The organism is Caballeronia sp. GACF4 (assembly GCF_023631025.1).
Classification (GTDB): Bacteria; Pseudomonadota; Gammaproteobacteria; order Burkholderiales; family Burkholderiaceae; genus Caballeronia.
The window spans coordinates 68,961-83,641 of sequence record NZ_JALQDW010000020.1; the positions used below are offsets into that span (position 1 = coordinate 68,961).

Sequence of the window (14,681 nt, forward strand, 5' to 3'; positions counted from 1 at the left end):
TACGTTGCGGGCATCTTAAGCTACGCGGCTTTCGTCTGGTCGTCTAGACGTCTGGATAAGTGGGCTTTCATATTTCCATCACCATTTGCGCACTACAATGCCCAACAGCGATATTCAAACCGACGGGAATGACACCTACATGACATCGAACGAAAACGCGGCGCCGGGACACGCCGTCGAACGCGGCGCGGGGGTCGCGGTCTGGCGGCAGATCGAGCAAATACTCTCGGCGGAGATCGCCTCGAAGAGCTTCGGCGAGGAAGGCCGCCTGCCGAGCGAAGCGGAACTGGCGCGGCGCTTCGACGTGAATCGTCATACCGTGCGCCGCGCCATGCTGCGTCTCGCCGCAACGGGTCTCGTGAGCGTCGAACAGGGACGCGGCACCTTCGTGCAGCCTGGAGCGATCGACTATCAAATCGGCAGGCGCACGCGCTTCACGGAAAACATTCGTCGTCAGAAGCAGACGTCCACGGGCGTCGTGCTCTCTGCCGAACGCGTAAAGGCCGACCCTACCGTCGCGAAGGCGCTCGCTCTGCGTGCGGGCACGCTCGTCTATCAGCTCGAAACGCGTCATGACTCCGACGCCGTGCCGCTGACCTACGCACGCAACTGGTATCCCGCCGCGCGTTTTCCCGAGCTTCCCACGGTGATCGAAGCGACAGGCGGCATCACTGCGGCGCTCGCGGAGTTCGGCGTCAAGGACTATATGCGCAAGTGGAGCCGTATCGGCAGCGTGTTGCCTTCGTCGGATGTCGCGCGGCGCTTGCAGATCAACCGGCAGCAGCCGGTGCTGTGGGTCGAGAATGTGGATGTCGATGAACGCGGCGTGCCCGTCAAGTACGGCGTGACTCACTTCGCGGCAGATCGCGTGCAGTTGATGGTCGAGCACGATCTATGAGCGCTGCATGGAGTGACGAAGCGCGCATCGCACTGTATTACGCGCCGCCCGCCGCATCCGCATGGTGGCGTGCTGGTTGCGAATGGCTCGGGCGCGACGCGGAAAGCGGACTCTCGATGGAAACGGCAGCGCACGACATCACACGCGCGCCGCGCCGCTATGGTTGGCATGCGACCATCGTGCCGCCGTTCCATTGCGCGAGCGGCGTGCAACCTGCCGATGTGCTTGCGGCCGCGCGTGCCTGGGCGTCGTCGGTCACGCGCTTCGAGATGCCGGTGCGCGTAGCGGAAATGGGCCGCTTCGTGGCGTTGCGCGCATCGGAGGAAAGCGACGACGAACGCTTGCGCGCAATGGCCGCAAGCGCGCTGCAAGCGCTTGCAGCAGTGCGCGCAATGCCATCGGCAGGGGACATCGAGCGGCGCATTGTCGATGGCATGAGCGAGCGGCAAATCGCACTCGTGCGTGAATGGGGCTATCCCTATGTCTTCGATGAATACCGCTTCCACATGACCCTCTGCGATTCGCTCGATGACACCCACGCGCGCGGTTCGGTCGTATCGGCATGGACGCGCAAGATCGACACGCTCGGCGCGCTGCCTGTGCATGGCGCGGCGCTTTTCGTGGAAAGCGTACCGGGCGCGCCGTTCACCTTGTGGCAGCGGCTGCCGTTCAACAACGTACGGGAAGGGGCATGAGCCAGAACGACACACTCGATAGCGCACGACTCATCTATGTCATGGGCCCGTCGGGCGCGGGCAAGGACTCGCTGCTCGGCTTTGCGCGCGCACGCGTCGGCGCACGCGTGATGTTCGCGCATCGGTACATCACGCGTGCAGTCGGCGACGGCGAAAACCACATTGCGTTGACGCATGAAGAATTCAAGGCGCGTCTTTCGTATGGACTTTTCTCGATGCATTGGGAAAGTCACGGCCTGTGCTATGGCATTGGCATCGAAGTGGATGCATGGCTCGAACGCGGCAGACCGGTGGTCGTGAACGGTTCGCGTCAACACGCGGATGCCGCCCTCGCCCGCTATCCGCATGCATGCTTTGTTTATATCGATGCCGCGCCCGCCGTGCTGGCCGCGCGGCTAGCAAGGCGCGGACGTGAAGACGCCCGGCAGATCGAAGCGCGTCTTGCGCGCCGTCCTTCCCTCGAACTGCCCAGGCATGCGCGCGTGGTGAACATCGACAACTCTGGGCTTCTGGCCGACGCGGGCACGCAATTTCTCCGCGCCATAGACGAGACCGGCTCATAATCGCCGGAACGTTTCTTGCGAACGCCCACGACATTCCTTCGATAAAAGATATACCTATGAAATCCGGACGATCGAAAGACACGTTGTCAGGCGTCACCGCCGAATCGCAGTTTCGCACCTATGCCTCACCGCTCGTTGAAGAAGCGCTGCAGCACGCGCATGAACTGGAACAGAGCGATGATGCCGAAACACTGCACAAGCTCAGGATAGCGCTACGGCGTCTGCGCAGTCTCTTTTGGGCGTATCGGCCGATCCTCGACGATGCCTTCGACGACAAGCAGCGCGCCCTCTTGCGTTATCTCGCGCAGGCAGCCGGCAGCACGCGCGATTGGGACATCCTGATCGAATTGACGAGCGAGCATGAAGACACGGATCTCGCGCAGGCATTGCGCGGCCATCGCGATGCAGCATTGAGGACCAGTAAAGCGACACTCAATAACGCGGATATCAAGGGCGTCTTGCGCGAAGCCGTGGCGGAAGCCAACCGCGAACTCAACACTGCAAAAAAGCGCGTGGCTATCGAGCAATTCGCTTCTGACAGAGTTCGTAATGCGCGAAGACAATTGAAGAAACGCATCAAGCGCGTGCGGCAAGTGAAGCGCCCGGAATATGCCGCGCTGCACGAAGTGCGCAAAGCGGGTAAGAAAGTGCGCTACCTGATGGAGTTCTTCATGCCCCTGCTTGCCGAGAAGGAACGCGGTGGACTAAAGCAGCTGAAGCGTCTGCAAAAGCATCTGGGCGCATTGAACGATGTCGTTGCGAGCCGCGATCTCCTCGACAAGAGCGACGCCTTGCCCAATGCCGCCGCCGCGAAGCCAGCCTTGCGTACTTTGAAGAAGCAACAAAAGCGCCGCATGAAGCAGGCGCTCAAGTCGCTTCGATAACGCCTTCTAGATCACGCGCTCGCGCACCCATCCCGACGCCAGATCGATCAGCGATACGATCACCACGACGATCAGCATGACCGCTGCGGTCTGCGCATAGTTGAACGAGCGGATGGCCTCGTAAAGCACTACGCCGATACCACCCGCGCCAACCATGCCGACGACCATCGCCGAGCGCACGTTCGACTCGAATCGATACAGCGCGAACGAAATCCACAGCGGCAGCACTTGAGGCAACACGCCATACACGATCTCGTCGAGACTACTCGCTCCCGTGGCGCGCACGCCCTCGGCGGGACGCGCATCCACCGCTTCGACCGCTTCGGCGAAGAGCTTCGCCAGCACGCCCGTGGTATGCACCCACAGCGCGAGCACGCCTGCAAACGGCCCCAGCCCGACCGCGACGATGAACAGCATCGCGAAGACCATCTCGTTGATCGCGCGGCACGCGTCCATGAGCCGCCGCACTGGTTGCGCGATCCATACCGGCGCGATGTTCTGCGCCGACAGCAAGCCGCAAGGCACCGCGCAAATGAGCGCGAGCGCCGTGCCCCAGACAGCGACGGCAAGCGTCACGATCATCTCGTGCGCGTACGTGCGCCATTCCGTGAAGTCGGGCGGAAAGAAGTCGCGCGCGAACTGACTCATGTTGCCGGATGCGCCGAGCAGATCGAGCGGACGCATGTCCGCGCTTTGCCACGACGCGCCGAGCACGGCGATAAGCACGATCCAGCCGAGCATCGACACCCAGCTACGCTTGCCGCGCGGCGCTTGCATAGGCGCTTCCTCGGGCCTGCTCACGCCCGCGGCAAAGGTCGAGATATCGAGCGGCTTCATCACTTCGCCGCCGAGCCATCGAGAGCGGACAACTGCTGATCGAGCGATGCGATTTGCGCTTTCTTGTCGGCGTCATCCAGATGAGCGTTGTTCTGCACCTGTTCCTTCTTCTGAAAGAGCGCCATCTGACGAATGGGCACGAGCTGCGCATTGGACGATGCCGCGAAGCCCGAATAGCCGGAGATAGCCGTCATCACGGACTGTTCACGCGGGTCCTTCTCGCCGTAATGAACGAAGAAGTTCAGCAGCTTGTCCTTCGTTATCTGCGGCAGATCGCGACGCCACACGAGCGGGTCCGACGCGATGAGCGGCGACTTCCACAGCACACGCACCTTCGGATAAAGGTCGGGATGCTGCGTCTTGATGGTGTCGAGCATGTCGGTGTTGTTGGTCGCGACATCGATCTTGTCGTTGACGACCGCGAGCATGTTGGCTTCATGGCTCGAAGGCAACACGCTCTTGAACGAGGTCTTCGCCGAAAGCCCGTTCTTCGCGAAGAGGTAATACGAAGGCACTAGCGTGCCAGAAGTGGAGTTCGGATCGCCGAAGCCCAAATTGATATCGTGGCTGTTCTTCAGCACCTGATCGACGCTCTTCCACTTGCTGTTGGCGTTCGTGATAAGCACGGAGTAGTAGCCCGCCTCGCCGCTCTTGTACTTGACCTTCGCAAAGACTTCGCCGTTGGAGCGGTCCACCGCTTCGATGGCGGACGCATTGCCGAAGAAGCCGATCTGCACCTTGTTAAAGCGCATTGCTTCAATAATGCCCGCATAGTCCGTGGCGAAATACGCCTTCACATCGAGACCGGTCTGTTTGTTCAAATCGTCGATGAGCGGTTGCCAGCGTTGCTTGAGCGCCGACGAAGAATCCGTCGAGATGATGCCGAAGCTGAGCGTATCGGCAAAGGCCACCGAGCTCATGAAGCATGACGCGAGTGCCGCGCCGGCCAGGAAGGTACGGGCTGATTTCATGGAGATGCGGTCCGTAGTTTGATTGCGATTCAGGATGTGGCGACAGAGGCAAAAGTCGCGGGGGGAGGTTCACGCTCGTCGTGATCGGCCAGCAATTCGGCGGCGGCCGCGCCGTACAGTTCGCGCAACAGCATGGGCGTGAGCTTCGCGGATGCGCCGTCGTAGACCACGCGGCCATCGCGCAAGGCAACCGTGCGCGTGCAGTACTTCATCGCTATGTCGATCTGATGCAGCGACACGATCACCGTGAGTTTGTGATCGCGATTTAGCGACTGCATGAGCTCCATCACGCGCCGCGCAGATTCGGGATCGAGCGAGGCAATTGGTTCATCCGCGAGCACGATGCGCGCACGCTGCACGAGTGCACGCGCGAGCGCCGCACGTTGCTGCTGTCCGCCCGACAGGTTGCTCGCGCGTTCGAGCGCATGTTCGCCAATACCCATCGCGGTAAGCGAGTCCATCGCCAGCGCGCGTTCGTCGCGCGGAAAACGCCCTGAGAGACGCCGCCATAGCGACACACGCGTAAGCGCGCCGATGAGCACGTTGGTGATTACCGAAAGACGTCCCACCAGATTGAACTGCTGAAACACGAAGGCGACATCGCGACGAATGGCGCGCACTTCACGCACGATCTTGCCGTTCTGCTGAATCGGCCTGCCGAGCAGCGTCACATGCGAGGGCGCCGCATCCGATGCGATAAAGCCCGCGATATGGCGCAAGAGCGTCGATTTGCCCGAGCCCGACGCACCGATGAGCGCGACCATTTCGCCCTCTTCCACGCGCAGATCGACGGCATCAAGCGCCTTGCGGCCATTCCGAAACGTCTTGGTGAGACGCTCGATACGAATTGCGTCCATGGCTTTCCTCGTCTGCCGCTGTAACGTTGGGCAAATTCTAGAAAGGCAACATGACGAGAAAGTGACGCTGATGAGACGTCTAGATGAATACATCACCTGGCGCGTGCGGCCGGGCGTTTATTCTTCGAGAAACCACGTGCCTTGGCACTCGGTGCGAATGAAATCCGCAAGCAGTTTGACGCGTGCGACATCGCGCGTTTCGGCAAGCGTCACGAGCCAGTAAGAGCGACTCAGCGCAATTTGATCCGCAAAAAGCCGCACCAGATTCGGTTCCCTGCGCGCCATGAAACACGGCAGCACGCCGAGACCCACGCCGCCCGCGACGGCGGCCGTCTGACTGATCACGTTGGAGATGCGAATGGTCGGCGTGAGCGTGCTCGATACCTGCGGCAGATAGTTCAGTTCAGCGGACCACATCTGATCTTCGACATAGCCGACCCACGGATGCGTGAGCAGATCACGACGCGTGACGATTGCCGCATGTGTCGCGAGATATTCGCGCGCGGCATAGACGCCCAACGCATAGTCCGTGAGCTTGTGCGCATAGACGCGCCCTTGCGCCGGCCGCGTCATGCTGACAGCGAGATCGGCTTCGCGCTTCGAAAGACTGAACATGCGCGGATTCGCGATCAATTCGATCTCGAGTTGCGGATGCATGGCCGAGAGCTTGGAAATACGCGGCGCGAGAAAGTAAGTACCGAAGCCTTCCGGCGTGCCGATGCGCACGCTTCCCGTCAGACCAATGGACGCATCTTCGAGACGATGCCGCATGTGCAATGCAAGGCTCTCCATGCCTTCCGCATCGCTTAGTACGCGTTCGCCTTCGGGGGTCAGCACAAACCCTAAGGAACTGCGGTCGAACAGTCGCACACCGAGTGCGGTTTCAAGCGCGGCCACACGCCGGCTCAGGGTCGAATGATCCACGCCCATTTGCTGCGCGGCCACGGTGAGCCTGCCCGCGCGCGAAATGGCGAGAAATGCCTGAATGTCGTCCCAGTCGAAACCACGCATGAGGATTTCTGCACAGAGCGATTGCCGATTTGCCCATTCTATTGCAAGAAACACGCTGCTATCTTTTCTTCAACTCTGCGAATGCGGAGCAGACGATGCGGCTCGATCGTCACGACACTAAAGCCTGAATGGAGACAAACAGCATGTCGCTCATTGCGAAACTCACGGCGCGCGCGCAGGAAGGCAAGCCGGTGAAGGTCGGCCTGATCGGTGCGGGCAAATTCGGTTCGATGTATCTCTCGCAAGCGCCGCGCACGCCCGGCATTCATCTCACCGGCGTGGCCGATCTCTCGCCCGAGCGCGCGCGTGCCGCGCTCAAACGTGTGGGCTGGGATGAGGCGCGTTATTCGGCGGCATCGTGGAACGAAGCCATCGGCAACGGCTCGACCTATATCACCGACGACGCCGATGCCATGATCGCAAGCGACCATGTCGATATCGTGATCGACGCAACGGGCAGTCCCGCCGCGGGCATTCATCACGCGCTGCTGTGCTGCAAGCATCGCAAGCACATCGTCATGGTGAACGTGGAAGCCGATGTGCTCGCAGGCCCGCTGCTCGCACGCCGCGCACAAGAGGCGGGCATCATCTATTCGATGGCTTCCGGCGATCAGCCCGCGCTCATCGCGGAACTCGTGGACTGGGCACGCACCATCGGCTTCGATGTGATCTGCGCGGGCAAGGGCACGAAGTATCTGCCGATCTACCATCAGTCGACGCCCGATACCGTGTGGGGCCATTACGGCTTCACCGAGGAACAGGTCGGCTCCGGCGACTTCAACGCGCAGATGTTCAACTCGTTTCTCGACGGCACCAAGTCCGCGCTCGAGATGGCCGCTGTTTCCAACGGATGCGATCTGCGTCCGCCCGCCGACGGCCTCGCGTTCCCCGCGTGCGGCGTGGACGATCTGCCAAGCGTGCTGCGTCCCGCATCGGAAGGCGGAATCCTGCCGCATCGCGGTAGCGTGGAAGTAGTGTCGTCGCTGGAACGCGATGGGCGCCCCGTGTTCCGCGATCTGCGCTGGGGCGTCTACGTCGTCATCGAAGCCCCCACGGACTACGTGCGCGACTGCTTCTCGCAGTACGGTCTCAAGACCGACAGCACGGGTCGCTTCGCCGCCATGTACAAGCCGTATCACCTGATCGGCCTGGAACTGGGCCAGTCGATCGCGAGCATCGCCGTGCGTGGCGAAGCAACCGGCGCGACAACTGGCTTTCATGGCGATGTCGCCGCCACCGCGAAGCGCGATCTGCGCGCGGGCGAGCGGCTCGACGGCGAAGGCGGCCACACCGTGTACGGCAAACTGATGCCCGCTGCGGACTCGTTGCTGCTGGGTGCGTTGCCTATCGGCCTTGCGCACAACATGGTGCTGCAACGCGCCGTGCCTGCGGGACAACCCGTGCGCTGGAGCGATGTGGCATTCGACGCAAGCAAGGAAGCCGTGCGGGTACGACGCGAGATGGAAGAATTCTTTCGCGCCGAGATGAAGCTTGAACTACCGGCGCAAAAGCTCGCGAGCTAGTTCATCGATGAAGACATTTTGATCCGCGGCACGCCCGGTCCATCTCATGGTCCGGGCGTTCGCCATCTCTAAACGCCCGGCAAAGGGCGACGGAGGAGACATGAGCCAAATCAGCGAAACTCTCGGCGTTACGCAAGCAGGCAGTGCGGACGTCTACCGCAAGATCACGTGGCGCATCATGCCGTTCATCGTGCTCTGCTATCTCTGCAACTATCTGGACCGCGTCAACGTGGGCTTCGCGAAGCTGCAGATGCTTTCCGATCTCGGCTTTTCGGATGCGGTGTATGGCCTCGGTGCCGGTATCTTCTTTATCGGCTACTTCATCTTCGAGGTGCCCAGCAATCTCATCCTGCATCGCGTGGGCGCGCGGCGCTGGATTGCGCGCATCATGATCACGTGGGCGATCGTTTCGGCGCTCACGCTCGTGGTCAAGACGCCGTTCCAGTTCTATCTCGTGCGCTTCTTTCTCGGCATCGCGGAAGCGGGTTTCTCACCGGGCATCATGCTATATCTGACGTACTGGTTCCCGGCGAGAAAACGCGGCTTCGCCTATGGTGTGTACTACATCGCCATTCCGCTTGCCGGCATCGTGGGGGGTCCGTTGTCGGGCTGGATACTGACCGCGTTCAAGCATTCGGCCGTGATGTCGGCGTGGCAATGGCTGTTCCTCATCGAAGCAATTCCAGCGTTTATCGTGGGTTTCGCCGTGCTCTTCATGATGGTCGACAAGCCATGCAAGGCACGCTGGCTCACCGACGACGAGAAGCGTCTCGTGACGCAAGCAGTCGAGCGCGAGGAAGGCGACAAGACCGCGCACCACGACGCCCGCGCGTTCCTTTCCGACCGCAACATCTGGAAGCTTGCCGGCGTGTACTTCTGCCAGATCATCGGCCTCTATGGCATCAGCTTCTGGCTGCCGTCGATCATCAAGGACACAGGGCTCAAGAACGTCGAAGTGATCGGCTGGCTCTCGGCGATTCCGTATATCGTCGCGATTCCCGCGATCATTCTCACGGGCATCAGCGCCGACAAGTTCCGCTCCCGGCGCATGCACTTCTCCATTGCGCTCGTGATCGGTGCAATAGGCTTTGCGGCAAGCGGATACGTGGGACAGCAACCCGTGCTTGCGGTCATTGCGTTGAGTGTGGCGGCCGCTGGAATCTTGTCCGCGCTGTCGCTTTTCTGGGGCATTCCGGCTGCGTTTCTTGCGGGAACCTCGGCGGCGGCGGGCATTGCGGGAATCAATTGCGTAGGCAATCTCGCGGGTTTCGTTTCGCCGTATATGGTCGGGTGGCTCAATGTCACGACGCATAACAACAGCATCGGACTTTATGCGGTTGCGGTGTTCATGGTGATCGGCGCATTCGCGGTGCGTTCGATTTCCGGGAAGCTAGCGGATCATTGAAATCGAGCGACGAACGAGCCGCCTGCCGTTTTCAACGAACATGGCAGGCGGCCGTGCTTTTTGCAACGCTGCAAGGGCCGACGCGCGTCGATAAAATGGGTGCATGACCGACTCGTCTTCACAATCCTCGAGCACGCCGTCGCGCGCACCCGAACACGACTTGCCGCTGCACACGCCCAGCACCGCATCGCTCGGCGTGGCGGCCGCCATCGCCATGATTGCGTGGCTCGCGCTGGCCGCACAGACGGATATCACCATCGCGCGCATGGTCGGACGCGGCTTTACCGTGATCGACGGCATTGCGCGTACCACCAGTTATCTCACCAACCTCACGGTGTTCTTGACGGCGTTATGCTTCACCTGCGTGGCCATACGCGCGAACGCGCCCATTGCGCGCTTCTTTCGTCAACCGACGGTGGTAACGGCGGTGGTCGTGTATATCGTGTTCGTGGGCATTGCCTATAACGCGTTGTTGCGATGGCTATGGACGCCATCGGGTTATCGTGCGCTCGTCAATGAATCGCTGCATACGGTCGTGCCCGCGCTCGCCGCGCTTTACTGGGTGCTCTTCGTGCCGCGCTTTCATCTGTCATTGCGGCGCTGCGCCTTATGGCTCGTCTATCCGCTCTGCTATCTCTTCATTACGTTATGGCGCGGCAGTGCATCCGACTTCTATCCCTACTGGTTCATCAACGTGGCGGAACTCGGTTACGAGCGCGTGTTCTTCAACTCGGCCATGCTAGTCGCCAGCTTTCTGATTCTGATGAGCGTATTCATCGTCATCAATCACAGACGCCAGGACTTGCGCATTTCCGACCCCGACATGGAATCGGACGACACGGGCCCATCGCGTTAGTCACGATTCACGAACAGATCGGCGACGAATGCGGCAGTCAACGCCAGCGCGCCGCATGCGAAGATCAGCGCGTAGTTGTTATGCGTATGCGAGAAAAGAAATGAGTAGCCATAGCCGCCGACCGCCTGAAAGAGCGCGAACGCCGAAGTCGCGCGACTCCATGAGGCGCGCTGCTCCGCGTGATCGTGCGGCAGCAATTCATGCACGCGGCCCAGTGCAAGCGGCACGATACCGGGCGTGAAGAGCCCGAGAATCACGGTCGCAAGGCCGATCACATAGGGATGGCCCGACATCGCGAGCAGCGCGGCTGCAGCCGCCTGCACGATCAACGCGTAGCGGTACGCGCGGCCAAAGCCGATCCGGTCGCCCAAATTTCCGCAGATGAGCGGCCCGAAGATAGCCGCCACGCCATACAGCACCCAATAGCTCGCACCGACGCCGGCGCCGCGTCCGATCCCTCGCGCGATGTAGTCGACGAGCAGAATCATCGCGGGCACGAGACCCAGTGCGTTCGCCGCGTATTGCGCGTAAAGCAGGCGCAGACGCGTGCCGTCATGACGCGCGCCATGCGCCTCCTTGGTCACGGCAGGCACGGGAGGATTCGTCGATGGCCAGCCGAACCAAGCGACAGCCGTCAACACAAGCGAGAACACGCCGAGTCCGATCCACGTCGCCTGCAAGCCGTAATGCAGCAGCCGCGGAATGAGCGTGCCCGATGCCGCGATGCCGAAGCCCAGCCCGAAGAAGATCATGCCGCTTGCAAAGCCGCGCCGTGCGGGCGCGATATGCGGAAGGATCGTGGTTGCGACGAGCACCATGATCGCGCCGCCCGAAAGTCCCGAAAGAAAGCGCCAGCCGAAGAACCAGGCAATCGACAACGGAAACGCGCATGCGAAAAACGCGGCCGTGGCAATGGCCATCAAGAGGCGCAACGCGAGCCGGTTGCCGAGCGTCGATGCCATGGCCCTGCCGAACAACGCGCCCGCGAGATAGCCCGCGAAATTGGCTGCACCCAACGTCACCGCTTGCGACGACGTGAACCAATGCGCTTCGATAAGCGGTGGAATGAGCGGCGTATAAGCGAAGCGCGCGAGACCTATCGCGACGAGACTCGCGCAGAAGCCCGCGAGCATGGCGTAGATGGAACGCATGTCGAGTGAATCCGATTGACCGGCGCGTAAGGCCGACGCTTGATCCTGCATGATGTTGACTCCCGGAGCGAATGGCGTGACGTGTGTTCTAACGCGTGGCGAACTTCGCACGCATTGGCGGAAGTTTCAGCAGCATGAGCGTGGGAGCGACAGCCGCCACGAGCAGCTTCGGCTGAGGATCGATACGCGCCAGCACGCGCACGCCGAGAAGCACGGCGAGCAGACTCGTGGCGGCATCGGTTGCGGACATCATGCGTTCGATCTCGCCGCTTTTGAACGCGGCGGAAAGACAGCGCTCGAAGAAGCCGCGTAACAACTCGACTTCCTTCGCGATGAGTTCGTGAAACGCCTCGTCCTCGAGCGGCGCCGCGAGCGCGGCATTGACCAGCATGCAGCCGCGCCGGTGTTCGTCCGATACCGAGCGCTCGACGATCTCGCGAAAGAAGCCCGCAACGGCGTGCGCAGGCGTGCAAGTGGCTTCGAGACGCTCGATACGCTCGCGCAACGTATGTTCGAGATAGTGATCGAGCGCGCGCAAAAAGAGCGCGCGCTTGTCGCCGAACGCGTTGTAAAGGCTCGGTTGCGTGAGACCCGTCAGTTGCACGAGGTCACGTGTGGACGTACCTTCATAGCCGTGCGTCCAGAACGCTTCGGCTATGGTGTTCAGCACATCGTCTTCGTCGAAATTGCGCGGTCGCGCCATGATGCAGGCTCCATCCCATGGTTGCGTCACGTTTTATATCGGACGCCACAGAACAAATTATATATCGATGGATACAAAACCTGCTTGAACCGTCGTCCAACGAAAAAGCCGGCGAAGCGCCGGCTTTTTCGTATGCGGAAAAACAACCGTGCTATCAGGCGTCTTTCGTGTCGAACATCAGCAGCTCGACGCCCGCCTGCGCGAAATTCGCCAAGTCGCCGGCGGTCTTCTGGCCTTCAGGCGACCCGAGCGCGGACTCGATCGCTTCGAGCGATTCGAATTCGAGCAGCGCGACGAGGTAATACGGCGACTCGCCTTGCGCGGTAGCAACCGGCCCCGTGCTGATCTGGTAACTCTTTAGCCCCGGCAACGTCTTCGCAAGCGGCGCGTGCGTAGAGGCGTAGTAGTCGTCGAATGCCTTCGTATCGGACGGATTCTTGTAAAGCGCAACGAGCTGGGCCATCGTCTTGTCTCCTGAGTGTTTGTCTTGAACAACAATGCGTTACTGCTTCTCCAACTGTAGATAGATACGTTGCACGTTCTGCGGCTGCGCTATGCCATAGAGCTTGTAGCCGTGAAAGGCGGGCAAGTCGACGGTATGCATGGCCTCGGTCAGTCCCATGCCGCTCCGATATGCGCGTCTGACCGCGCTGTCGAGTTCGCGCAGATAAAGGCCTGTCTGCATGATGTCGTCGTTGCTCAACGGCGGTCCGAACGCCGGAACGATAGTCTTCGATTCGAGTCCGCGCAGATTCTCCAGCGCCGCGAGCCAGCCATGAATGTCCTCGTTGCGCAGTTCGGGGATGCGCCCGTTCGAGATCAGACTACCCGCGAACAACACGCCGCTTTGCGTATCGAGCACGGCCAGATCGCCTGGCGTGCTTGCCGGTCCGAAGTGCAGCAATTGCAGCTTGCGATCGCCATTCACGACTTCCGTGGTGCCTTCCACCGTTCGGTCGGGAACCGTGACGCGCGAGCCTGCCATCTCGTCTTCACCGAGGGTCTTTCGCAGGTTCGCGAGACAGATTGGGCAACGTTCCCGGATCAACTGAGCCGTGCGGTAATGCGCGAGAATCGGCACGCCCTGATCGCGGAACGCCGCCGCGCCAAAAACGAACTCCGGTCCTTGATGCGTGATGATCACGAGCGTGACGGGTAGCGGCGTGACTTTGCGAATGGCTTCGATCATCGCGCGTCCGTAGCGGTACGAAGCTCCCGTATCGATTACCGTCACGCCGCTCGGTCCCACGATAAAGCCGTTGTTCGCGACCATGCCGTGATTCGCGGGCGCGACAGCATCGCCGTCACCGATAAACGCATACACGCCCGGCGCCACTGCGACGGGCGCGGGCATGCCGCTCATCGCCGCATGAACGACAGCGCAAAATGCGAGGAACAACGCACCGATGAGCGCACGCAAGCCGCGCCCCATCATTTCATGGCCGAGGTTTGCGTGCCCGATTGCGTCGTGATCGCAACCTCGCCGTCGAACCGCTTGTTCTTAGTGTCTTCAATAGCGACCTTCAATTCACCGTTTTCCGTCGGCAGAAAATAGAAGCGGAAGTTGGGGTTCTCGCTGATCGAGAAATTCACGTTGGCGGTCATCACGGGCTTGCCGCCATAAGTCACGGCAACCTTGCGCACGAAGTACGCGGTCGCATAGTTGCGCGTGACCTGGTCCATCGCCATGCCGGTGCGATTAGGATGGCGCACCATCAATTGCGCGAGTTCGGGCTTGCCCGCAATAGGGGCGCCTTCCGCCTGCAAACGTACCTGACCCGCCGCGCGTTCGGCCGCGTCTTCGTCCTTGCCCGCAGGCGCGGAGCAACCACCCGATGCCTTGATGAAACGCACCGCGCTATACAGATGTCCGTCGTTCGTTTCGGCGATGGCACGCATGAACGTGTAATCCTCTACCCGCACCCGTGTCTCGATGCTGGCAAGTCCGGAGTCTGGCGTGAACTCGAAAGAACCGGCGTAGGGCTCGGGATTCTCGTCGATGAAGAGATAAATCTTCTTGATGTAATGCGTGCTCGTCTGCGGAAACTGCGCGCTGATCGCAATGGGTACGACGGCGGCATCGGCGGCGCGTTTGGGTGCATCGAATTTGATGACGGCATCGCCTTTCGTGTCGATCGGCCGCCCTTTGAACGCGCCTTCCTTGAAGTCGAGCCAGCGCGCCACCTTGTCTGGATCGTCGTCGGGTTGCGCCGCATGCGAAGCGTAAGGCGCAAGCAATGCGAGCGCCGCGACAAACCCTGAGCCTGCGCGTGCGCCAAGCCTGATCGTCTTCATGGTGTCCTCCTTTGCTGCAACGCGGCGTGCGC

General features: G+C 61.0%; 16 protein-coding genes. 7 read left to right on the forward strand and 9 right to left on the reverse strand.

Going from position 1 to position 14,681, the window contains the following annotated elements; genetic code table 11:
- Positions 1 to 139: 139 nt before the first annotated feature.
- From phnF to NCR40_RS19685, 4 genes are read left to right on the forward strand one after another with little or no spacing between them, the layout of a single operon-like run.
- Positions 140 to 898, forward strand: a complete 759-nt coding sequence (gene phnF / locus NCR40_RS19670) for a phosphonate metabolism transcriptional regulator PhnF (protein ID WP_250510390.1) — start codon at positions 140 to 142, stop codon at positions 896 to 898.
- On the forward strand, positions 895 to 1,593 hold the full coding sequence (locus NCR40_RS19675; protein WP_250510391.1) for a DUF1045 domain-containing protein: 699 nt from the start codon (positions 895 to 897) through the stop codon (positions 1,591 to 1,593). The genes phnF and NCR40_RS19675 overlap by 4 nt, the downstream gene beginning before the upstream one ends.
- Positions 1,590 to 2,156 carry a phosphonate metabolism protein/1,5-bisphosphokinase (PRPP-forming) PhnN gene (phnN, locus tag NCR40_RS19680; protein ID WP_250510392.1) on the forward strand — a complete coding sequence of 189 codons (567 nt, stop codon included), beginning with the start codon at positions 1,590 to 1,592 and terminating at the stop codon, positions 2,154 to 2,156. The genes NCR40_RS19675 and phnN overlap by 4 nt, the downstream gene beginning before the upstream one ends.
- Positions 2,157 to 2,212: 56 nt before the next feature.
- Entirely contained in the window at positions 2,213 to 3,040 is an 828-nt protein-coding gene (locus NCR40_RS19685; RefSeq protein WP_250510393.1) for a CHAD domain-containing protein, read from the forward strand.
- 6 nt (positions 3,041 to 3,046) lie between these two features.
- Here NCR40_RS19685 and phnE read toward each other — a convergent pair whose 3' ends face one another.
- The 4 genes from phnE to NCR40_RS19705 all read right to left on the reverse strand — a co-directional run bounded on the left by phnE (position 3,047) and on the right by NCR40_RS19705 (position 6,716).
- Positions 3,047 to 3,817, reverse strand: coding sequence for a phosphonate ABC transporter, permease protein PhnE (gene phnE, locus NCR40_RS19690; protein ID WP_250467704.1), 771 nt, complete (start codon positions 3,815 to 3,817; stop codon positions 3,047 to 3,049).
- Positions 3,818 to 3,876: 59 nt separating this feature from the next.
- Positions 3,877 to 4,848, reverse strand: a complete 972-nt coding sequence (gene phnD, locus NCR40_RS19695; protein WP_250510394.1) for a phosphonate ABC transporter substrate-binding protein — start codon at positions 4,846 to 4,848, stop codon at positions 3,877 to 3,879.
- A 29-nt stretch (positions 4,849 to 4,877) separates the two neighbouring features.
- Entirely contained in the window at positions 4,878 to 5,705 is an 828-nt protein-coding gene (phnC, locus tag NCR40_RS19700) for a phosphonate ABC transporter ATP-binding protein (protein WP_250510395.1), read from the reverse strand.
- 117 nt (positions 5,706 to 5,822) lie between these two features.
- Positions 5,823 to 6,716: a LysR family transcriptional regulator gene (locus NCR40_RS19705; protein ID WP_250467523.1), complete on the reverse strand. Its 894-nt coding sequence runs from the start codon at positions 6,714 to 6,716 to the stop codon at positions 5,823 to 5,825.
- A gap of 143 nt (positions 6,717 to 6,859) precedes the next feature.
- Between NCR40_RS19705 and NCR40_RS19710 the strand changes: the two genes are divergently transcribed.
- From NCR40_RS19710 to NCR40_RS19720, 3 genes are all read left to right on the forward strand, one after another.
- A complete protein-coding gene (locus tag NCR40_RS19710; RefSeq protein ID WP_250510396.1) occupies positions 6,860 to 8,239 on the forward strand; it encodes an NAD(P)H-dependent oxidoreductase in 1,380 nt (459 codons plus the stop codon).
- 100 nt (positions 8,240 to 8,339) lie between these two features.
- Positions 8,340 to 9,644: an MFS transporter gene (locus NCR40_RS19715; RefSeq protein WP_250510397.1), complete on the forward strand. Its 1,305-nt coding sequence runs from the start codon at positions 8,340 to 8,342 to the stop codon at positions 9,642 to 9,644.
- Between the two features lie 103 nt (positions 9,645 to 9,747).
- The gene (locus NCR40_RS19720; protein ID WP_250467525.1) at positions 9,748 to 10,500 is read left to right on the forward strand and encodes a Pr6Pr family membrane protein; all 753 of its coding nucleotides are present in this window, start codon (positions 9,748 to 9,750) and stop codon (positions 10,498 to 10,500) included.
- On the opposite strand, the gene NCR40_RS19725 is transcribed toward NCR40_RS19720, so the two are convergent.
- The 5 genes from NCR40_RS19725 to NCR40_RS19745 form a co-directional block, all read right to left on the reverse strand.
- On the reverse strand, positions 10,497 to 11,702 hold the full coding sequence (locus NCR40_RS19725) for a YbfB/YjiJ family MFS transporter (protein WP_250510398.1): 1,206 nt from the start codon (positions 11,700 to 11,702) through the stop codon (positions 10,497 to 10,499). The genes NCR40_RS19720 and NCR40_RS19725 overlap by 4 nt on opposite strands.
- Positions 11,703 to 11,739: 37 nt before the next feature.
- On the reverse strand, positions 11,740 to 12,354 hold the full coding sequence (locus NCR40_RS19730) for a TetR/AcrR family transcriptional regulator (protein WP_250510399.1): 615 nt from the start codon (positions 12,352 to 12,354) through the stop codon (positions 11,740 to 11,742).
- Between the two features lie 154 nt (positions 12,355 to 12,508).
- On the reverse strand, positions 12,509 to 12,817 hold the full coding sequence (locus tag NCR40_RS19735) for an EthD family reductase (RefSeq protein WP_244828793.1): 309 nt from the start codon (positions 12,815 to 12,817) through the stop codon (positions 12,509 to 12,511).
- Between the two features lie 39 nt (positions 12,818 to 12,856).
- Positions 12,857 to 13,774: an MBL fold metallo-hydrolase gene (locus tag NCR40_RS19740; RefSeq protein WP_250510400.1), complete on the reverse strand. Its 918-nt coding sequence runs from the start codon at positions 13,772 to 13,774 to the stop codon at positions 12,857 to 12,859.
- Positions 13,775 to 13,785: 11 nt separating this feature from the next.
- Positions 13,786 to 14,649 (reverse strand): quinoprotein dehydrogenase-associated SoxYZ-like carrier, encoded by an 864-nt coding sequence (locus tag NCR40_RS19745; protein WP_250510401.1) that lies wholly within the window; start codon positions 14,647 to 14,649, stop codon positions 13,786 to 13,788.
- Positions 14,650 to 14,681: the final 32 nt, after the last annotated feature.